17 protein-coding genes and 1 pseudogene are annotated in these 19180 nt (G+C 61.0%); 12 read left to right on the top strand and 6 right to left on the bottom strand.

Annotation, left to right across the window (positions count from 1 at the left end; all coding sequences use genetic code 11):
* The first annotated feature begins 176 nt into the window (after positions 1-176).
* The 7 genes from AACY49_RS17600 to AACY49_RS17630 all read left to right on the top strand — a co-directional run bounded on the left by AACY49_RS17600 (position 177) and on the right by AACY49_RS17630 (position 8566).
* Complete coding sequence (locus tag AACY49_RS17600) at positions 177-899, top strand: response regulator transcription factor (RefSeq protein WP_258699543.1); 723 nt, start codon at positions 177-179, stop codon at positions 897-899.
* On the top strand, positions 886-2301 hold the full coding sequence (locus AACY49_RS17605; RefSeq protein ID WP_339525376.1) for a sensor histidine kinase: 1416 nt from the start codon (positions 886-888) through the stop codon (positions 2299-2301). The genes AACY49_RS17600 and AACY49_RS17605 overlap by 14 nt, the downstream gene beginning before the upstream one ends.
* Positions 2302-2461: 160 nt before the next feature.
* Positions 2462-3364, top strand: coding sequence for a cysteine synthase CysM (cysM, locus tag AACY49_RS17610; protein ID WP_258699545.1), 903 nt, complete (start codon positions 2462-2464; stop codon positions 3362-3364).
* Positions 3364-4716, top strand: a complete 1353-nt coding sequence (gene rlmD / locus AACY49_RS17615) for a 23S rRNA (uracil(1939)-C(5))-methyltransferase RlmD (protein ID WP_258699546.1) — start codon at positions 3364-3366, stop codon at positions 4714-4716. Before cysM ends, rlmD begins: the two co-directional genes overlap by 1 nt.
* Before the next feature lie 128 nt (positions 4717-4844).
* On the top strand, positions 4845-7088 hold the full coding sequence (relA, locus tag AACY49_RS17620; RefSeq protein ID WP_258699547.1) for a GTP diphosphokinase: 2244 nt from the start codon (positions 4845-4847) through the stop codon (positions 7086-7088).
* Positions 7089-7164: 76 nt separating this feature from the next.
* Positions 7165-7998, top strand: a complete 834-nt coding sequence (gene mazG, locus AACY49_RS17625; protein WP_258699548.1) for a nucleoside triphosphate pyrophosphohydrolase — start codon at positions 7165-7167, stop codon at positions 7996-7998.
* A 25-nt stretch (positions 7999-8023) separates the two neighbouring features.
* Entirely contained in the window at positions 8024-8566 is a 543-nt protein-coding gene (locus tag AACY49_RS17630) for a DUF2058 domain-containing protein (protein ID WP_258699549.1), read from the top strand.
* Positions 8567-8632: 66 nt separating this feature from the next.
* Here AACY49_RS17630 and AACY49_RS17635 read toward each other — a convergent pair whose 3' ends face one another.
* The 6 genes from AACY49_RS17635 to AACY49_RS17660 form a co-directional block, all read right to left on the bottom strand.
* On the bottom strand, positions 8633-8821 hold the full coding sequence (locus AACY49_RS17635) for a hypothetical protein (RefSeq protein WP_030130084.1): 189 nt from the start codon (positions 8819-8821) through the stop codon (positions 8633-8635).
* 341 nt (positions 8822-9162) lie between these two features.
* A complete protein-coding gene (fabB, locus tag AACY49_RS17640) occupies positions 9163-10383 on the bottom strand; it encodes a beta-ketoacyl-ACP synthase I (RefSeq protein WP_339525381.1) in 1221 nt (406 codons plus the stop codon).
* Between the two features lie 11 nt (positions 10384-10394).
* Positions 10395-10910 (bottom strand): 3-hydroxyacyl-[acyl-carrier-protein] dehydratase FabA, encoded by a 516-nt coding sequence (gene fabA, locus AACY49_RS17645; protein WP_003179264.1) that lies wholly within the window; start codon positions 10908-10910, stop codon positions 10395-10397.
* Between the two features lie 248 nt (positions 10911-11158).
* A complete protein-coding gene (locus AACY49_RS17650; RefSeq protein WP_339525383.1) occupies positions 11159-13060 on the bottom strand; it encodes an ATP-binding protein in 1902 nt (633 codons plus the stop codon).
* Positions 13057-13989 carry an ABC transporter substrate-binding protein gene (locus AACY49_RS17655; RefSeq protein ID WP_258699552.1) on the bottom strand — a complete coding sequence of 311 codons (933 nt, stop codon included), beginning with the start codon at positions 13987-13989 and terminating at the stop codon, positions 13057-13059. The genes AACY49_RS17650 and AACY49_RS17655 overlap by 4 nt, the downstream gene beginning before the upstream one ends.
* A gap of 1 nt (position 13990) precedes the next feature.
* Complete coding sequence (locus tag AACY49_RS17660) at positions 13991-16114, bottom strand: TonB-dependent receptor plug domain-containing protein (protein WP_339525386.1); 2124 nt, start codon at positions 16112-16114, stop codon at positions 13991-13993.
* Positions 16115-16310: 196 nt separating this feature from the next.
* Here AACY49_RS17660 and AACY49_RS17665 point away from each other — a divergent pair, with 196 nt between their 5' ends.
* The 5 genes and pseudogenes from AACY49_RS17665 to AACY49_RS17685 all read left to right on the top strand — a co-directional run bounded on the left by AACY49_RS17665 (position 16311) and on the right by AACY49_RS17685 (position 19172).
* A complete protein-coding gene (locus tag AACY49_RS17665; protein WP_258699554.1) occupies positions 16311-17336 on the top strand; it encodes an NAD(P)H-dependent glycerol-3-phosphate dehydrogenase in 1026 nt (341 codons plus the stop codon).
* A gap of 35 nt (positions 17337-17371) precedes the next feature.
* A complete protein-coding gene (locus AACY49_RS17670) occupies positions 17372-17719 on the top strand; it encodes a DUF4389 domain-containing protein (RefSeq protein ID WP_258699555.1) in 348 nt (115 codons plus the stop codon).
* Positions 17716-18168 carry a phosphohistidine phosphatase SixA gene (sixA, locus tag AACY49_RS17675; RefSeq protein WP_258699556.1) on the top strand — a complete coding sequence of 151 codons (453 nt, stop codon included), beginning with the start codon at positions 17716-17718 and terminating at the stop codon, positions 18166-18168. The genes AACY49_RS17670 and sixA overlap by 4 nt, the downstream gene beginning before the upstream one ends.
* Positions 18169-18213: 45 nt before the next feature.
* A pseudogene (locus tag AACY49_RS17680) lies at positions 18214-18696 on the top strand (AMP-binding protein); the annotation flags it as partial.
* 32 nt (positions 18697-18728) lie between these two features.
* The gene (locus tag AACY49_RS17685; RefSeq protein WP_320393649.1) at positions 18729-19172 is read left to right on the top strand and encodes a hotdog fold thioesterase; all 444 of its coding nucleotides are present in this window, start codon (positions 18729-18731) and stop codon (positions 19170-19172) included.
* Positions 19173-19180 lie beyond the last annotated feature (8 nt).

Below are 19180 nucleotides of genomic sequence, written 5' to 3' on the forward strand. Positions count from 1 at the left end.
CCGCCCCCCCCCCCCCCCCCCCCGCCCCCCCCCCCCCCCCCCCCCCCCCCCCCCCCCCCCCCCCCCCCCCCCCCCCCCCCCCCCCCCCCCCCCCCCCCCCCCCCCCCCAAACCTTGAGTTGCCCCTGGCGAGGCAATCTTGAATAATCGGCAACTGAGAATTATTTGCAGATACTTATGACTCCCATCTCTGTTGGCCATCCCCGAATTCTCTCCATCGAAGACGATCTGGTGCTCGGTGCTTATGTTCATGAGCATCTGGGGCGCTGCGGTTTTCAGGTGACCTGGTGCCAGAACGGGCGGGAAGGTCTGGCCATTGCGCGCCAACAAGCCTTCGATGTGGTGCTGATGGATATCCTGCTGCCGGGGCTCGATGGCCTGGCGGTGCTGACCCAATTGCGCCAGAGCCACTCCACGCCGGTGGTGCTGATGTCGGCGCTGGGGGCCGAGGCGGATCGCATCAGTGGCTTTCGCCTCGGGGCCGACGATTACTTGCCCAAACCCTTCAGCATCGCCGAGTTGCGGGTGCGCATCGAAGCGATCCTGCGGCGTGTGGCGCTCGATCGCCGACCGGTGCCCGCACCGGTTGCGCCTTCGGTGGGCAGCCTGCGTTTCGACGACGAACTCTGCGAGGTGTCCTTCGGCGAACACGCCGCCGGCCTGACCCGCAGCGAGTACCGATTGCTGGAAACGCTCAATCGCAACGGCGATGAAGTGCTGAGCAAAGCCTTCCTTTATCAGCAAGTCCTGCAACGCGGTTACGCCGCCCATGATCGCAGCCTCGACATGCACATCAGCCAGATCCGCCGCAAACTCAAGGCCATCGGCTACACCGAGCGCGAAGTGCGTACCGTTTGGGGCAAGGGGTATGTATTGAGTGCGGCCGATGAAATGGTCTGACGTACCGGGCAGGCATTCACTGTTCTGGAAGCTGGCTTGTTTGTTGGTGGCGTTCTGTCTGCTGATGATCTGGTTGAGCTGGTCCTGGGGCCGCTACATGGAAAAGCAGAACCTGTTCCTGTCCGACGAGGCCCGGGGCAGCCTGATGCGCTACGCCGCCGAGGCGGAGCAAGCGTGGAGTGAACGGCAGAGTATGGGCGTCGATGCCTGGTTGCGTCGTGTCGGCCATCACGAGACGACGTGGGTCGGTGTCATCGGCGGCGACTTGCAATCCCTGAGCAGTTATCCGCTGACGGAAAAGGAAGTTCAGCGACTGACCTTTTTGCGCGGCCTGGACTGGCCGGTGAGTCGTCGTAACAACGGCCTGCCCTGGCTGAAAATCCCATTCCCCAACGACCCGGCCGCCGGCAGTCTGGTGATCGAACTGCCTCAGCGTTTCATGCCCGGGCGCTACCGGGTGTTCTGGCGGGTGATCACCAATGGGGTGATTCCCGGGTTGCTCACGCTGCTGGTGTGCGTGGGGCTGTATCGATTGCTGGTGGTCCCGCTGAACAGCCTGCGCGAACAGGCCAATACCTGGCGCGCTGACCAGCTGACTGTGCGCTTGTCGAGCCGCACCACCAATCGCCCGGATGAGTTGGGCGAACTGGGCAGGGCCTTCGATCACATGGCTGAGCGCCTGCAAAGCACGGTTGTGCTGCAACAGCAATTGCTGCGCGACCTGTCCCACGAAATGCGCACGCCGCTGAGCCGGCTGCGGGTGGCCAGCGAGAGCGAGCAGGAGCTGGGTCAATTGCGCGAACGCATTGGCCGCGAAGTCGACGGCATGCAGCGTCTGGTCGAGGACACCCTGCAACTGGCGTGGCTCGACACCGAGCGCGCGCCGTTGCCTGACGAAGCGATCCAGGTCCAGGCGTTGTGGGACATGCTCACGGAAAACGCCTGCTATGAAAGTGGCTGGCCGGCGAGTCAATTGCACTGTGCGGTGGATGAGTCCTGCTGGGTGCGGGGTCATCTCAATACCCTGGCTCAGGCGCTGGAAAACATTCTGCGCAATGCCATTCGTCATTCACCGAAGGACAGTGTTGTGAGGCTCGGCGGTCGGCGCGATGGCGACTTCTGGCACCTTTGGCTGGAGGACGAGGGCGGTGGGGTGGCTGACGAGGCGCTTGAACGGATCTTCTCGCCGTTCATCCGGCTCGACGGTTCGCGGCCGGGGGACGGTGGATTCGGGCTGGGTTTGAGCATCGCGAGGAATGCGGTGCAGCGCCAGGGCGGGCGTCTGTGGGCTGAGAACAGCGGGGCAGGGTTGCGGCTGAATATGCGTCTAGTGGCTGATGAGGGTGGAGCCTGTCAGACCGTTTTGGCGAGCAAGCCCGCTTGTGTCTTGCGCAGGAATTAGACTGAGGGTGAGAGCGGGCCTGCTCGCGAAGAGGCCCTCCCATCCACCACAAATCCCACCCTTATTCCCATAAGCAATAAGCCCCTTACTTTGCGTGATATGGCCTGCGCACGTTTGCCGGTATGATAGGCGCCCCCGCAGTCTGGATTGCGAATACGCCATGACCTTGCAGTACCCAACCATCGCCGATTGCGTCGGCAACACTCCGCTGGTCCGTTTGCAGCGCCTGCCTGGCGCCACCAGCAACACCCTTTTGCTCAAGCTCGAAGGGAATAACCCGGCGGGTTCGGTCAAGGACCGTCCGGCGCTGTCGATGATCACCCGCGCCGAATTGCGCGGGCAGATCCACGCTGGCGATACGCTGATCGAAGCGACCTCGGGCAACACCGGGATCGCCCTGGCCATGGCCGCCGCGATCAAGGGTTACAAGATGATCCTGATCATGCCGGACAACTCCAGCGCCGAGCGCAAAGCCGCGATGACAGCCTATGGCGCCGAGCTGATTCTGGTCAGCCAGGAAGAAGGCATGGAAGGCGCTCGCGACCTCGCCCAGCGAATGGAAGCCGAAGGCCGTGGCAAGGTGCTGGATCAGTTCGCCAACGGTGACAACCCCGAGGCGCACTACACCACCACCGGTCCGGAAATCTGGCGTCAGACCCAAGGCACCATCACGCATTTCGTCAGCTCGATGGGCACCACCGGCACCATCATGGGTGTCTCGCGTTACCTGAAAGAACAGAACGACAACGTGCAGATCATCGGGCTGCAGCCGATGGAAGGCTCGGCGATTCCGGGCATCCGTCGCTGGCCGCAGGAATACCTGCCGAAGATTTATCAGGCCGATCGCGTGGACCGGATCGTCGACATGGCGCAGAGCGAAGCCGAAGACGTGACCCGTCGTCTGGCGCGCGAAGAAGGTATCTTCTGTGGCGTGTCTTCGGGCGGTGCCGTGGCGGCGATGCTGCGCCTGTCCAAAGAAGTTGAAAACGCGGTGATCGTCGCGATCATCTGCGACCGTGGCGACCGTTACCTGTCGACCGGCATTTTCGACGCGCCCAACTGATGGCCAGGCAAGAGAGAGGCCTGCGCTTCCAGCCCACGGGCGGCAGCAAGGCCCCGCAAGTCCCGACCGGCAAAAAGCAGCGCTTGACCATCGAGCGGCTGGCCAGTGACGGTCGCGGTATCGCGTTTTTCGAAGGTCGCACCTGGTTCGTCATCGGCGCATTGGCCGGTGAAGACGTCGAGGCGCGGGTCTTGGGTGCCCATGGCAAAGTGGTCGAGGCGCGCACCGAACGCGTGTTCCAGGCCAGTGAATTGCGCCGCCCGGCACCGTGCGCTCATGCTGCTCGCTGCGGCGGTTGCAGCGTGCAGCATTTGCCCCACAACGAACAGCTCGCCCTGAAACAGCGCATGCTCGCCGAGCAATTGTCGCGGGTTGCCGGTGTCGAACCTGATGAGTGGGCAGCGCCGTTGAGCGGTCCGGAATTCGGCTACCGTCGTCGCGCCCGAGTGGCGGTGCGTTGGGACATGAAAGCGAAAAAACTGGAAGTCGGCTTCCGCGCCGCCGGCAGTCAGGACATTGTCGCCATCAACGAATGCCCGGTGCTGGTACAGCCCTTGCAACCGATCATGACCCGCTTGCCGGAGATGCTCCGGCGCTTGAGCAAACCTCAGGCACTGGGGCACGTGGAGTTGTTCAGCGGTTCGTCATTGGCGGTATTGCTGCGGCACATGGTGCCGTTGTCCGAAGCCGACATGACGATCCTCAAGGATTTCTGCGCCTTCCATGAAGCCCAATTGTGGCTGCATGGGGAAGGCGAGCCGCAACCGGTCGAGGCCGATCAGTCGCTGGGCTACCGCCTTGAACAGTGGGACCTGAACCTGGCGTATCGGCCGGGAGATTTCATTCAGGTCAACGCCGGGGTCAACGAAGCGATGGTGGCCCAGGCGCTGGAGTGGTTGGCGCCGAAATCCGATGAGCGGGTTCTGGACCTGTTCTGTGGGCTGGGCAACTTTGCCTTGCCGCTGGCCAAAGCCGTGCGCGAAGTGGTGGCGGTCGAGGGTGTGCAGGCCATGGTCGAGCGGGCGGCCGCGAACGCTGCCAACAACAATTTGCATAATGCGAAGTTTTTTCAGGCCGATTTATCCCAGCCTTTGGCTGATGCCGAATGGGCCAGCGAAGGCTTTTGTGCGGTACTCTTGGACCCACCGCGTGACGGTGCTTTCGAGGTGGTGCGCAAGCTTGCATCCCTGGGTGCCGAACGATTGGTGTATGTGTCGTGCAACCCTGCAACGCTGGCGCGCGACACGGTCGAATTGATCAAGCAGGGCTACCGGTTAAAACGTGCCGGGATTCTCGATATGTTTCCTCAGACGGCACATGTCGAGGCCATGGCGTTATTTGAAGCGAGCTAGGATGGCTCGTCTGGTCCGACTGACCCGCTCGTGCAAAGCGCATTCGTCTTAGCCCCGCGAGTACACACGGGCAGCGAAGGTCAGCGATTTGACGCATTGAATCTGCGTCGTAGGGAAGGTAAAGCAAGATGGTACAGGTGAGAGCACACCAGCCGATCAACACTGACGGCAGTATCAATCTCGAGGCTTGGCTCGATCACGCGGTCAGTGTCGATGCGGCACTGGATCGCGAAGCCTTGAAAGAAGCCTGCGAGTTCGCTCGCGAGGCCGAACAACAAGCCAATGCGGCGAAGAATCTGTGGTCCGAAGGGACCTCGAGTTTCCGCACGGGCCTTGAGATCGCCGAGATTCTCGCCGACCTCAAACTCGATCAGGATTCGTTGGTCGCGGCGGTCTTGTACCGTGGCGTGCGTGAAGGCCAGATCCAATTGCCGGCAGTCAGCCAGCGCTTCGGTCCGGTGGTGGCCAAACTCATCGACGGCGTGCAACGCATGGCGGCGATCAGCGACAGCCTGAGCCCGCGTAAATCCATGGTGATGGGCACTCAGGGTCAGGTCGAAAACCTGCGCAAAATGCTCGTGGCCATGGTTGACGACGTGCGCGTCGCGCTGATCAAACTGGCCGAACGCACCTGCGCGATCCGCGCAGTGAAAACCGCCGACGACGAGAAGCGCAACCGCGTCGCCCGTGAAGTCTTCGACATTTACGCGCCGCTGGCCCACCGCCTCGGTATCGGTCATATCAAGTGGGAGCTGGAGGACTTGTCCTTCCGTTACCTCGAGCCCGACCAGTACAAGCAGATCGCCAAGTTGCTCCACGAGCGGCGGCTGGATCGCGAGCGCTTCATTGCCGACGTGATGAGCCAGCTCAAGAACGAGTTGCAGGCCACCGGCGTCGATGCCGACATCAGTGGCCGGGCCAAACACATCTATTCGATCTGGCGCAAAATGCAGCGCAAGGGTCTGGAGTTCAGCCAGATCTACGACGTGCGCGCCGTTCGTGTGCTGGTGCCGGAAATGCGTGATTGCTACACCGCGCTCGGCATCGTCCACACCCTGTGGCGGCACATCCCGAAAGAGTTCGACGACTACATCGCCAACCCGAAAGAGAACGGCTACCGCTCGCTGCACACCGCGGTGATCGGCCCTGAAGGCAAGGTGCTGGAAGTGCAGATCCGCACCCACGCCATGCACGAAGAAGCCGAGTTGGGGGTTTGCGCGCACTGGAAATACAAGGGCACCGACGTCAAGTCCGGCTCGAACCACTACGAAGAGAAAATCTCCTGGCTGCGTCAGGTCCTCGAGTGGCACGAAGAGCTGGGCGATATCGGCGGCCTTGCCGAACAGCTGCGGGTCGATATCGAGCCGGACCGGGTTTATATCTTCACTCCCGACGGTCACGCCATCGACTTGCCGAAGGGTGCGACACCGCTGGACTTCGCCTATCGCGTGCACACCGAAATCGGTCACAACTGCCGCGGCGCCAAGATCAACGGGCGGATCGTGCCGCTCAACTACAGCCTGCAAACCGGTGAACAGGTCGAGATCATCACCAGCAAGCACGGCACCCCGAGCCGCGACTGGCTGAACCCGAACCTGGGTTACGTCACCACATCGCGGGCGCGGGCGAAGATCGTTCACTGGTTCAAGTTGCAGGCCCGTGATCAGAACGTCGCGGCCGGTAAAACCTTGCTCGAGCGCGAACTCAATCGCCTCGGCCTGCCGCAGGTGGATTTCGACAAGCTGGCCGAAAAGGCCAACATGAAGACCGCCGAGGACATGTTTGCCGCGTTGGGTGCCGGCGATTTGCGTCTGGCACAACTGGTGAATCTGGCGCAGCAACTGGTCGAGCCGGAACGCGGCAACGAACAGCTGGAGCTGATCCCGCGCAAAGCCACCGGCTACAAACCGGGCAAGCGCGGCGATATCCAGATCCAGGGTGTCGGCAACCTGATGACCCAAATGGCCGGTTGCTGCCAGCCGTTGCCGGGGGACGCCATCGTCGGTTACATCACCCAGGGCCGTGGCGTGAGCATTCACCGTCAGGACTGCGCCTCGGTGCTGCAACTGGCCGGGCGCGAGCCGGAGCGGATCATCCAGGTCAGCTGGGGCCCGGTGCCGGTGCTCACCTATCCGGTGGACATCATCATCCGTGCCTACGACCGTTCCGGCCTGCTGCGCGACGTGTCGCAAGTGCTGCTCAACGAGCGGATCAACGTGCTGGCGGTCAACACCCGCTCGAACAAAGAGGACAACACGGCGCTGATGTCCCTGACCATCGAGATTCCGGGGCTGGATGCATTGGGGCGGTTGCTGGGGCGGATTTCCCAGTTGCCGAACATCATCGAAACCCGCCGTAACCGCACGCCTTGATCGCATGTTCAGCGCCGATCCACTGTGGGAGCGAGCAGGCTCGCTCCCACTAGGGATTTTGCCGTGAGAGAGATTGATGTATTCACTTGAAGACCTGCTGCACCTGATGAACCGCCTGCGCGACCCGCAATACGGTTGCCCGTGGGACATCAAGCAAACCTACGCCACCATCGTTCCACATACCCTGGAAGAAGCCTACGAAGTCGCCGACGCCATCGAGCGCGGCGATTTCGATCACTTGCAGGGAGAATTGGGCGACTTGTTGTTCCAGGTGGTTTATTACAGCCAACTGGCCCGGGAAGAAGGGCGCTTCGAGTTCGCTGGCGTGGTCGACAGCATCACGCGCAAGTTGATCCGCCGTCATCCTCACGTGTTCCCTACCGGTGATCTGTACGCGCCGCTGGACGTCCCGCGTCTGAATGAAGAGCAGGTCAAGCAACGTTGGGAAGAGATCAAGGCTGAAGAGCGCGCCGAGAAGTCTTCGGCGCCGCAGCAGTTGTCCTTGCTCGATGACGTACCCGCGGCGCTGCCGGCACTGTCCCGTTCGGCAAAACTGCAAAAGCGCGCGGGGCAGGTCGGTTTCGACTGGCCGGACGCCTTGCCGGTGCTCGACAAGGTTCGCGAAGAGCTCGATGAAGTGCTCGAAGCCATGGCCGACAATGACTCGGCAGCGATTGCCGATGAAGTCGGCGACCTGCTGTTTTCCGTGGTCAATCTGGCGCGACACCTCAAGGTCGATCCGGAAACCGCGCTGCGCGGCGCGAACTCAAAATTTGAAAGGCGCTTCCGATTTATCGAACAGGCATTGCGCGACACCCACCGTCCCATAGAAGATTGCACCCTCGAAGAGTTGGACGCCTTATGGGGCGAAGCCAAACGTCAGGAAAAGAATTTGCCCAGCTGCGGCTGAGCTGTTGCCTAAGTGAGTAAGTACCATGAGCCTTTCCCTTCGCGACCAGTTGCTCAAAGCAGGGCTGGTCAACCAAAAGCAGGCCAAACAGGTCGGCAAAGAAAAACAGAAACAACAACGTTTGGCCCACAAAGGCCAGATCGAACTCGATGACTCCCAGCAGCGTGCGGCTCAGGAAGCCATGGCCGAGAAGGTCAAGCGTGACCAGGAACTCAACCGTCAGCAGCAGGAGAAGGCCGAGCAGAAGGCTCGTGCCGCCCAGGTCAAGCAATTGATCGAAGTAACGCGCCTGCCGAAGCTGACCACCGAGGACTACTACAACTTCGTCGACGACAAGAAGGTCAAACGCATCTCCGTCAACACCCTGATGCGCAACAAGCTCAGCAACGGTTCGCTGGCGATCGTGCATCACGCCGGCGGTTACGAAGTGATCCCTCGTGAGGCGGCCCTGAAGATTCAGGAGCGCGATCCACAGCGCATCGTGCAGCTGAATGTGAAGACAGAAGAAGTCAGCGTCGAAGACGATCCGTATGCGGCCTATCAGATCCCTGATGATCTGATGTGGTAAGCCGTTAGAGACTGCAACAACGACAAACCCCGCTCATGGCGGGGTTTGTCGTTTTCAATGCGGTCATTATGCAGAACGCGCTTCGCGCTGCTGCTCCAGTGTTTCCAGTTCGGCCTTGTATTGGTGGGCTTCGGTCTCGGAGTGGAACATCCCGACCAGCAGGTCTTGTTGATGTACATCCCAGATGCGGATACCGGCGGCGATGCCTTCGTGGGACATGTGTGAATCGTCGCGTTCAGTTACTTTTACAGTCATCTGCTAGCTCCAATCTCTGTTATCTGCAGCAAGGCGTGTGCAGGGCTTTGTTATAAGTTTGGTTAGCTGGCTAAGTAAACGACTGAATTCGGTAACGGACTTTTGCAAAATCGGAGAAAGTCCTGGAGGCCGCGAAATGCGCGACATTCGATCGCAGGCCGTTGAGTTCCATGACAAATGTTTCATGTTCGCGAGGAAGAAAACCGCGGTTCGAGCCTGATGGATTGAACACCACAATCCTTGTGGGCGCGGGCTTGCGCCTTAACTGGCTGCTTTATTCAGGCAAAAAAAACGCCCCGAACCAGTCGGGGCGTTTTTGTGTGCAGCGAAACGGCGAGGTATTACTTACCTGCCCAACGCTTCAGCACCAGCGTGGCGTTGGTGCCACCGAAGCCGAAGCTGTTGCTCATCACGGTGTTGATGGTGGCGTTTTCGCGAGTCTTGGTCAGGATTGGCATGTCTGCCACTTCCGGGTCCAGTTCGTCGATGTTGGCGGAACCGGCCATGAAGTTGCCTTCCATCATCAGCAGGCAGTAGATCGCTTCGTGAACACCAGCGGCGCCGAGGGAGTGACCCGACAGGCTCTTGGTGGAGCTGATGGCCGGGGCCTTGTCGCCGAACACTTCACGCACACCTTTCATTTCCATCACGTCGCCGACCGGAGTCGAAGTGCCGTGGGTGTTCAGGTAGTCGATCGGGGTATCAACGGTGGCCATGGCCATCTGCATGCAACGGATGGCGCCTTCACCGCTTGGGGCGACCATGTCGTAGCCGTCGGAGGTCGCGCCGTAGCCAACGATTTCCGCGTAGATCTTCGCGCCGCGGGCCAGAGCGTGTTCCAGCTCTTCGACCACGACCATGCCGCCACCGCCGGCGATGACGAAACCGTCACGCTTGGCGTCGTAGGCACGGGAAGCTTTTTCCGGGGTTTCGTTGTACTGGCTGGACAGGGCGCCCATGGCGTCGAACAGGAACGACTGGCTCCAGTGTTCTTCTTCACCGCCGCCGGCGAAGACGATGTCCTGTTTGCCCAACTGGATCTGCTCCACAGCGTTACCGATGCAGTGAGCACTGGTGGCGCACGCGGAGGAGATCGAGTAGTTCACGCCCTTGATCTTGAATGGCGTGGCCAGGCAGGCCGAAACGGTGCTGCCCATGGTCCGCGTGACGCGGTACGGGCCTACGCGTTTGACGCCTTTCTCGCGCAGGATGTCCAGCGCTTCCATCTGGTTCAAGGTCGACGCGCCACCGGAACCGGCGATCAGGCCGGTACGCACGTTGGAAACCTGCTCTTCGGTCAGACCGGAGTCTGCGATGGCATCTTTCATGGCCAGGTAGGCGTAAGCCGCCGCGTGGCCGACGAAGCGATAGATCTTGCGATCGATCAGTTCTTCGAGGGGAAGGTCAATGGAGCCGGAAACCTGGCTACGCAGACCCATTTCGGCATATTCCGGGTTGAACCGGATGCCAGGGCGGCTTGCACGCAGGTTAGCGGAGACGGTCTCTTTGTCATTGCCCAGGCACGAAACGATGCCCAGACCAGTGATAACGACGCGGCGCATGCGGATAACCCTTAGAAGTTGTCAGTGGAGGTGAAAACGCCGACCCGAAGGCCTTCGGCGGTATAGATTTCGCGGCCGTCGACGGTCACGGAACCATCGGCGATGGCCAGGTTCAGCTTGCCTTTGAGGACGCGCTTGATATGAATGTTATAGGTGACTTTCTTGGCGGTCGGCAGTACCTGGCCAAAGAATTTCACTTCGCCCGAACCCAGGGCGCGACCGCGGCCCGGCAGACCTTGCCAGCCGAGGAAGAAACCGACCAGTTGCCACATGGCGTCAAGGCCCAGGCAGCCCGGCATCACCGGATCACCTTCGAAATGGCAGGCGAAGAACCACAGGTCCGGAGTGATATCCAGCTCGGCGACCAATTCACCTTTGCCGTACTTGCCACCTTCTTCGCTGATCAGGGTGATGCGATCGACCATCAGCATGTTGGGGGCGGGCAGTTGCGCGTTACCTGGGCCGAACAGCTCACCGCGACTGCAGCGCAGCAGGTCTTCCCGAGTAAAGGCGTTTTGTTTGGTCATGCGAGCTCCTCAATAGTCCCATGCGGCAGGGTGGGGCGAATCTTCCCGGCCGATCGAAGCGTTCATGCCTCGAGTCAGCAGCCTACTCATAGACTATTGCGTTGTGGTGAAAGTCACAGCACCAAGGACATGAATGTACACTTGTGCACTGAAATTATTATTCAAGCCCCTTTTCGGGCCTGTTCGGGTGCCTAAGACTGCCGCACTTTCGTCGTTCACGCCAGTCGCAGATAGCCGAAAGGCCTGCACTACTGCACCCATCGCTGCAGAATTTGCTGCAGATCAGTGCGTTTAAAGGGCTTGGCCAGGTAATCGTTCATTCCCGCCGACAGACAGGCTTCGCGGTCGCCCTGCAAGGCGTTGGCCGTCAGGGCGATGATCGGCAAGTCAGCGCAGCCGGGCAGTTGACGGATCTGTCGGGTAGCCTCATAGCCATCGACGACCGGCAGTCGGCAGTCCATCAGAATCGCTTCGAAAATCAGGCTCTCGGCACTGCGCACCGCTTGTGCACCATCGGTGGCGACGCTGACAGTAAAGCCCAGACTGCGCAACATTGCTTCGACGACGGTGCGGTTGACCGGATTGTCCTCCACCAGCAGCACATTGCGACCTTCGCCGTGACCATTGCCGGTGTGTACTCGCGGCGTCAGCACTGGCAACGACTGTTCGTAGATCGCCAGGGGGATTTCCAGGGTGAACACCGAGCCAACGCCTTCTTCACTCTGAGCGCGCAAGGTGCCGCCCATTCGTTCTGCCAGGGTGCGGGCAATCGGCAGCCCCAGCCCGGTGCCACCGTAACGTCTTGAAATGGAGCTGTCGGCCTGCTGGAACGCGTTGAACATCAATTCCAGGCTGTCGGCCGGGATGCCGATCCCGCTGTCGCGCACGGTGCAGGTGAACCACAGCAGTTCGTGGTCCAGGGATTGCCACTGCGGTTCGATCGTGACGCGACCCCGTTCGGTGAACTTCAGCGCATTGCCGACCAGATTGACCAGGATCTGCCGGATCCGCGTCGGATCGCCCTGAACCTGCAGCGCACGCATGTCTTCGGGGATCCGCAGTTGCAGGTCAAGCCCGCGTTGCACCGCGCTGTGCTGGAACGACTGAGCGCAACTGCCGATCAGGTCCGCGAGGTTGAACGCAATGTGCTCCAGCTCCAGTTCCGAGCGCTCGATGCGCGAGAAATCCAGAATGTCGTTGATGACTTTGAGCAGGTGTTCAGTGGATTCCGAGGCCAGCGCGGCGTACTCGATCTGCTCCTCGGTCATTTCGGTGGTTTCCAACAGTTGCAGCATCCCCAGCACGCCATTCATCGGCGTGCGCAGTTCATGGCTCATCATCGCCAGGAAATCGGATTTGGCGTTGTTGGCCTTTTCCGCTTCCTCGCGCGTCTGGATCAGTTGCGCCATGGCCTGATGCTGTTCGCGGCTGGCTTGTTCAAGGCCTTGGGCAAGGTTGTTGATGTGTTGCGACAGGGCGCCCAGTTCGGTGTCGTCGACAATCGGCAGGGGTGTTTTGTAGTCGCCTTCCTGGATCGCCTTGACCGCATTGCCGATGTCGTGGATCGGTTGCGACAGGCTGCCGGCCAGGCGCCGAGCCAGCAGAAAGGTAAACAACAGGGCAAACAAGGCCAGGATCCCGGCCTTGAACAGGATTTCTTGTTGGCGCTGATTGAAGGCGTCGTTGGACAGACCGACGATCACCCGGCCCAGATAATCCTCACCTGGCGCTGTGGGGACGGTACGGCTGTTCTGGAAAAAATCGTTGTTGAGCGCGATGCGTTGCAGCCGCACCGGCGCCTGGAACACTTCGACCTGGTGCGCGCGGTTGTGGGTTTGCGACGGTTGTTCGACGTACACCAGAGTCCGGTTGGCGCTGTCCTGTACTTCCAGAAAGCGCACATTGGGCGTGGCCAGAGTGGCTTTGAGCAAGCTTTCGAGCACCTCGTTGTTGCCCGAAATCACTCCGTATTCAGTGGCCGGCGCCAGTTGGTTGGCGATCAGCTGACCGGTGTGGTTGAGCTCCTGGCGCAGGTCCTGGATTCGCACGAAGGTGAAGAAACTGATCAGCAGCAACGTCAGCAGCAGCGCCGGGCCGAGGCTGATGATCTGGGTGCGGGTATTGATGTCCCAACCGCGACGGAAGGTCATGGGCGGTGTTCTCCTTCGGCCAGCCTTGTTGCGACAGAGGCTTCGTCCATCGGTTCAATACTTAATGAACGAGCCACTTGCGGGTTGCTCAAGACCTTGAAGTGCTGCGGATAAAGGGTGCGCGGCCAGGTGTTTGAGGGGCGGTCGAGCAGTTCGTCGAGAATCTTCAGCCAATCGCTCTGGTCGCTGTAGGTGCTGGCGAGGCTGCCGGCCCTGACGAAGGCGGCGTTGGGACCGATCAGCGCCAGTTGCCGGGCATAGCTGCTGAGCAGCAGGTTTTTCACGGTTTTCGGGTTATACAGATTAGGGTCGTCCAGGCCCAGCAGCACGTCACTGTTTTTCAGCAACGCCTGCAAGGGGCGGCTGTCATTGGTGTTGTCCCAACGCTCGGTGACCACTTCAAGGCCCAGGGGCAGGGCGGCCTGATGCAGTTCCTTCAACAGGAACTCACTGTGGCCGTCGAAAAGCACACCGACCCGTCGGACTTCAGGCAGAAGGAGTCGGGTCAGACGCAATTGTCGATCCAGTGGCGGATCACTCCAGAGCAGGCTCAGATGCGGGGGCAGGTCATTGCCCAGGCGTTGTCGGGCTTGCAGGCGGCTGATGCGCAGCACCAGCGTCGCGGGACCCTGGGCGTCTTGCAGGCGCCACTCGAGGCTTGGCAGGTCGAGCAGAATCAAACGGGTGCCAGCGGGCAGTTGGCCGGGCGCCGGAAGGCTGGCGACAGGCTGGAAACGCACGCTGTCGGTGGGGCGCAACTCGCTCAGGGCCTGGACGAAAGATTGCACGCCGGGGCTGTCTTCGGCGCCGGTCAGCAAAATATCGGCGGCCCGTGCCGGCAGGCAGCACAGCAGTCCGGCAAACACCAGGCACAACCCGGCCAGCAGGCGGCCAAGGGTTGGCGTCTTCCGTGACCGGCGATGCAGCATCTTAAAACTCCAGCTCCGCGCTGAAGTAGAGCACCCGGCGCTCGTCGTAGTTGTTGTCGACGAAAGTGGTGGGCTGATTGTCGAGGCGTTGCTGGAGGATCCCGGCCAGCTCCAGATTGGCCTTGCCCAGGCCAATGCGTTTGGCGATGCGGGTATCGACCCGTTCGAAGCGGTAACCGTTGAGGGCGTCGGCGCCATAGTAGAAGAGCGCGCTGTTCCAGCCGTGGCCCCAGTTACGCAGCCAACCGGCGGAGCCGCTGTTGCGCGCCGTCTGTTGTGCATCCAACGGATTGCTCGCCTCGGCATCGACGTAGGCATAGGTCAGGCGCAGACGGTCAGCGCTGCTGAAGCGCCAGTCCAGCTGGGTTTCAGCCCCGGAGTATCTGGAACTGTTCGAGTTGCTGGCAATGTACTGATTGTTGCGCAGCGGTTCGCTGATCATGCCGTTGATTTCGTCGTAGAACAGCTTTACATCGACCGTCAGCCCCCACTCTGCGAAGTAGCCGTTGTAGCCCAGCTCCCGGGAGCGCATGCGTTCCTGTTCGAGGTCGCCCGGGCCACGGGTCCTGACGAAATAGCGGGCGCTGGTCTGGCCGTAGGTACTTGGCTGCAGGTTGGTCACCTGGTAGCTCCAGTTGACGTTGTTCTCGAACATGTCTGGTGAGCGGATGGCTTCCGAATACACCGCGCGCAAACCGTGACGCGGGTTGATCAGGTAATTGACCGCCACCCGTGGGGTCAGCGAGCTACCGGTCAACTGCGTGTCTTCGAACATCGCACCGCCTTGCAGCAACCAGTGCTCGGTGGCGCGCCACTCGAGTTGGCCGAACGCTCGCCAGGTGGTGTCGTCGAGCGTGCCATTGAAGTAGGTCTCGGAATCTGCCCGGTCGTAACGATAGTTCATGCCGCTGACCAGCCGCAGACTGTCGGACAGGCTGAGCGTGTCTTGCAGTTCGAGGTCGTAGCGTGATTCCCGGGCGCTCTGGTCAATGTCGCCGCAGAGGGTTTGCCGGGCGCCGTTTTGCCATTGCCTCAGTACCTGATTGCCCAGCGCACGTTCAGCCGCAGTCCCTGCCGGTGCGCCGGAACCGGTGTAGCGCTCCATGTTGCGCGCCAGGCGTTCGGCGTAGTTCGGATTGAGTTGCCAGAGTTCGGTCAGTTCCGGGCTGAACGAGACCTCGGCATCGCAGGCACGCCAGGTCTGCTGACGATCCCAGTGCTGCGCCGAGCCTTGAATATAAAGGCTGTGATCGGGATTGATGTCCAGGTTCCAGCGCAGCGAGCCGGCGTAGTCCTTGGCGATGACGTCGGAATTATTCCCGGCGGCGGTAATCCCTGAGAATACCGGGCGGTAGGTATACGGCCGCTGGTTGGTCCCGTCCTTGGCATTCAGTTGCCAATCGACGCTCTGGTTTTCGTTGAGCGTCTGGCTGACGGCAAGGCTGAAGCGGTTCAAGCGGCGGCTGTCGCGGTAATCGGCGCCGGTGCGGTTCGAGTCGAAGCCATCATCTTGCTGGCCGGACAGCGACAGACGCAAGTCGCCGCTGCCCCAGCCCTTGCCCTGGCTGGCGTAGAAGTCGTTGATACCGCGCTGGCCACGGGTGACTTTCAGCCGCGTGCCGTGGCTGTCGGCCGGCTTGCGGGTGATGATATTGACCACTGCCATCAGCGCGTTGGCGCCGTAGCTGACGGTGTTCGGGCCACGAAAAACCTCGATGCGCTCGATGTCTTCCATGGCCACCGGAATATCGCTCCAGTCCACCGTGGCCAGGCCTGCGCGGTACACCGAGCGGCCGTCGATCAGCACTTGCATGCGCCGGGCTTCACTGGCGTTGGTGCCGTGGTAGTTCACCGCCGCCTGATTGCCGCTGATATTGCCGACCATCATCCCCGGCACCAGCCGCAGCAACTCGCTGATGTCCCGCGCGCCACTGGCGGTGATCAGTTCGCTGTCGATCACCGTCATGCTGCCCGGCACCGCGGCCGGCGACTGTTTCAAGCGCGTTGCCGTCAGCACTTGCGGCAACGGATCGTTGTCGAGGAACAGGTCGTCGGCCAGCAATGGCGAGCTGAACATCAGCGCCAGAACCAGCGGCGAGCGAGAGGAGGGAGAGCCAAAAGACACGGCACAGCCTTGATAGCGATTAGTTGGCGCGCATGTTAACCGAGCACAACGACTTTTCCAGTCACGTTGCGGGCATTTTCCTCGGTTTTGTTGGTCTTCTTCCTACAAGTGCCGGTATTTGATGCAGGGGCTGGCCGCCACTGGGCCGCTCCGTATAATGCCGGCATCGCCACTGGTATGGATTAACGGATTGCATATGACTGAACAGCGCCCAATTGCGGTCCTGGGAGGCGGAAGTTTTGGTACCGCCGTGGCTAATCTGCTGGCCGAGAACGGGCATCAGGTCCGACTGTGGATGCGTGACCCCGAGCAGGCGGAGGCCATTCGGGTCGATCGCGAGAACCCGCGTTACCTCAAAGGCATCAAGATTCTTGCGGCGGTGGAGGCGGTCACGGACCTGCAAGCCACCCTGGAGGCCTGTGACCTGTGCTTCGTCGCGCTGCCGTCCAGCGCGCTGCGTTCGGTGCTGGCACCCCACGCCCAGCTTTTGAGCGGAAAGCTGCTGGTGAGCCTGACCAAAGGCATCGAAGCCCACACGTTCAAGCTGATGAGCCAAATCCTTGAAGACATCGCCCCGCAAGCGCGCATTGGCGTGCTGTCCGGGCCGAACCTGGCCCGTGAAGTGGCCGAACACGCGCTGACCGCCACGGTGGTCGCCAGCGAAGACGAAGAGCTTTGCCAGCGGGTCCAGGCTGCGTTGCATGGCCGCACCTTTCGCGTGTATGCCAGCGCCGACCGCTTCGGCGTGGAGCTGGGCGGGGCGCTGAAAAACGTCTACGCAATCATCGCCGGCATGGCGGTGGCATTGGGGATGGGTGAAAACACCAAGAGCATGCTGATCACCCGGGCTCTGGCGGAAATGACCCGGTTCGCGGTGAACCAGGGCGCGAATCCGATGACTTTCCTGGGCCTGGCGGGCGTCGGCGATTTGATCGTCACCTGCTCGTCGCCGAAAAGCCGCAATTATCAGGTCGGGTTTGCCCTCGGCCAGGGCTTGAGCCTGGAGGACGCGGTGACGCGTCTGGGCGAAGTCGCCGAAGGCGTGAACACCCTCAAGGTGCTCAAGGCCAAGGCGCAGGAAGTAGGTGTGTATATGCCGCTGGTCGCCGGATTGCACGCGATTCTGTTCGAAGGGCGCACGCTTGATCAGGTGATTGGGTTGTTGATGCGTGGTGAACCGAAAACCGACGTGGACTTTATTTCCACCAGTGGTTTCAACTGAGCACTTAACCGAGACGAGCAGGGAGCGAGACAGACATGAACGATCCAAAAGTAGAAGCCAAGTACGAATCCATCCTGCTGCGGGTGCTGTGGATGATTGTCTATGTGCTGGTCTGGCAAGTGGCGCAATTGATCCTCGGCGCAGTGGTGCTGGTGCAGCTGATCTATCGTTTGATATATGGCGCGCCGAGCGCCAGCCTGATGAATTTCGGCGACAGCCTGAGCCAGTTTCTGGCACAGATCGGTCGTTTCGGCAGCTTTCACAGCGACCAGAAGCCCTGGCCGTTCGCCGACTGGCCAGCGCCGCGTACACCGGAAGGTGAAGCCCCGCACGTTGTGGCGCCGACACCGCATCCGGCCCGAGATGAGGAACCGAAACTATGAAACTCTGGGTATTGCGTCATGGTGAAGCCGAACCTCATGGTACTCGCCCGGACTCCGAGCGGGCACTGACCGCCCACGGTCGTGAAGAGGTGTTGCGTGCCGCAGCCGAATTGATCGGCCAGCCGCTCACTGCCATTTATGCCAGCCCTTATCATCGAGCGCAGGAGACGGCAGAAATTGTGCGTACGGCGCTGAATTTCGCGCCGGAGATTCGCACGGTCGACTGGCTCAAGCCCGACAACTATCCGCAAGCGGTGGCGGAGCAGTTGGTGTCCGTGGATCACGCGCTGCTGGTCAGCCATAACCCGCTGGTCGGCAATCTGCTGGGCTATTTGCAGCATGGTCATGTGCAGGCCCCGGAGAAAGTCGGCACAGCCGGGCTGGCGGAGCTCGAGGGCGACGAACTGCTGGTCGGGGCGATGAAGCTCAACGGCATCAAACACCCGTAGACCCTGAAGAAACCGGGCTAATGTGGGAGCGGCTGTGGCTAGGGGCTCACCGAAGATGGCTTCCTGCGCACCGGTGACCAGGGCGAGGAAGATGCCGAAGGCAACCTGCGCCTGACCGGGCGCCTGAAGGAAATCTTCAAAACCAGCAAAGGCAAGTACGTCGCCCCGGTACCGATCGAGAATCGTCTGGCGGTGCACTCGCGGATCGAACAAGTGTGTGTGGTCGGCGATGGCCTGAGCGCACCGCTGGGGTTGTGCGTGTTGTCGACGGTCGGTCAGCGGGACGCCAGCGCAGCGACGAGGGCGGGCCTGCATTCAAGCCTGGAAAAGCTGTTGGAGGAGGTTAACGGCGCCCTTGATAAGCATGAGCGCTTGCACCGACTGGTGGTAGTCAAGGACAGTTGGGCGGTGGAGAACGGCTTCCTGACGCCGACCCTGAAGATCAAGCGCAACATGATCGAAGCCGCTTACGGCGCGCGGTTCGAAGAATGGAGCGAGCGTAGCGAAGCGGTGCTGTGGCAGGATTGAGCGACGAACAACACCCACAAAGGAACGCAACGATGAGTCTGTGGCGCACCATTCCCAACGTCGAGCGGTTGAACGCAATTCAGAAAAATACCATCGGCGAAGTGCTGGATATTCGCTTCGAAGCCTTCGATGACGAGTCCCTGACCGCGAGCATGGTCATCGACCATCGCACGCACCAGCCTTATGGCTTGTTGCATGGTGGTGCTTCGGTGGTGCTGGCCGAAACCGTCGGCTCGATGGCCAGTTATCTGTGCATCGACGCCAGCAAGTTTTATTGCGTAGGCCTGGAAATCAACGCCAACCATTTGCGCGGGCTGCGCAGCGGGCGAGTGACGGCAGTGGCCAAGGCGATTCACATTGGTCGCACCACCCATGTCTGGGATATCCGTTTGAGCAGCGATGAGGGCAAGGCCAGTTGCGTATCGCGGCTGACCATGGCGGTTGTTCCGTTGGGGGAACAACCGCCGTCTCGTTGATAGCGATA

This window comes from Pseudomonas sp. EL_65y_Pfl2_R96 (assembly GCF_963970905.1).
Classification (GTDB): domain Bacteria; phylum Pseudomonadota; class Gammaproteobacteria; order Pseudomonadales; family Pseudomonadaceae; genus Aquipseudomonas.

Bases quoted from the DNA above. Each gene is read 5' to 3' on its own strand.
- cysM (WP_258699545.1), top strand. From the start codon at position 2,462: ATGACCTTGCAGTACCCAACCATCGCCGATTGCGTCGGCAACACTCCG.
- AACY49_RS17650 (WP_339525383.1), bottom strand. From the start codon at position 13,060: ATGACCTTCCGTCGCGGTTGGGACATCAATACCCGCACCCAGATCATC.
- AACY49_RS17635 (WP_030130084.1), bottom strand. From the start codon at position 8,821: ATGACTGTAAAAGTAACTGAACGCGACGATTCACACATGTCCCACGAA.
- fabA (WP_003179264.1), bottom strand. From the start codon at position 10,910: ATGACCAAACAAAACGCCTTTACTCGGGAAGACCTGCTGCGCTGCAGT.
- AACY49_RS17600 (WP_258699543.1), top strand. From the start codon at position 177: ATGACTCCCATCTCTGTTGGCCATCCCCGAATTCTCTCCATCGAAGAC.
- relA (WP_258699547.1), top strand. From the start codon at position 4,845: ATGGTACAGGTGAGAGCACACCAGCCGATCAACACTGACGGCAGTATC.
- fabB (WP_339525381.1), bottom strand. From the start codon at position 10,383: ATGCGCCGCGTCGTTATCACTGGTCTGGGCATCGTTTCGTGCCTGGGC.
- AACY49_RS17665 (WP_258699554.1), top strand. From the start codon at position 16,311: ATGACTGAACAGCGCCCAATTGCGGTCCTGGGAGGCGGAAGTTTTGGT.
- mazG (WP_258699548.1), top strand. From the start codon at position 7,165: ATGTATTCACTTGAAGACCTGCTGCACCTGATGAACCGCCTGCGCGAC.
- AACY49_RS17655 (WP_258699552.1), bottom strand. From the start codon at position 13,989: ATGCTGCATCGCCGGTCACGGAAGACGCCAACCCTTGGCCGCCTGCTG.
- AACY49_RS17685 (WP_320393649.1), top strand. From the start codon at position 18,729: ATGAGTCTGTGGCGCACCATTCCCAACGTCGAGCGGTTGAACGCAATT.
- AACY49_RS17605 (WP_339525376.1), top strand. From the start codon at position 886: ATGAAATGGTCTGACGTACCGGGCAGGCATTCACTGTTCTGGAAGCTG.
- rlmD (WP_258699546.1), top strand. From the start codon at position 3,364: ATGGCCAGGCAAGAGAGAGGCCTGCGCTTCCAGCCCACGGGCGGCAGC.
- AACY49_RS17670 (WP_258699555.1), top strand. From the start codon at position 17,372: ATGAACGATCCAAAAGTAGAAGCCAAGTACGAATCCATCCTGCTGCGG.
- AACY49_RS17630 (WP_258699549.1), top strand. From the start codon at position 8,024: ATGAGCCTTTCCCTTCGCGACCAGTTGCTCAAAGCAGGGCTGGTCAAC.
- sixA (WP_258699556.1), top strand. From the start codon at position 17,716: ATGAAACTCTGGGTATTGCGTCATGGTGAAGCCGAACCTCATGGTACT.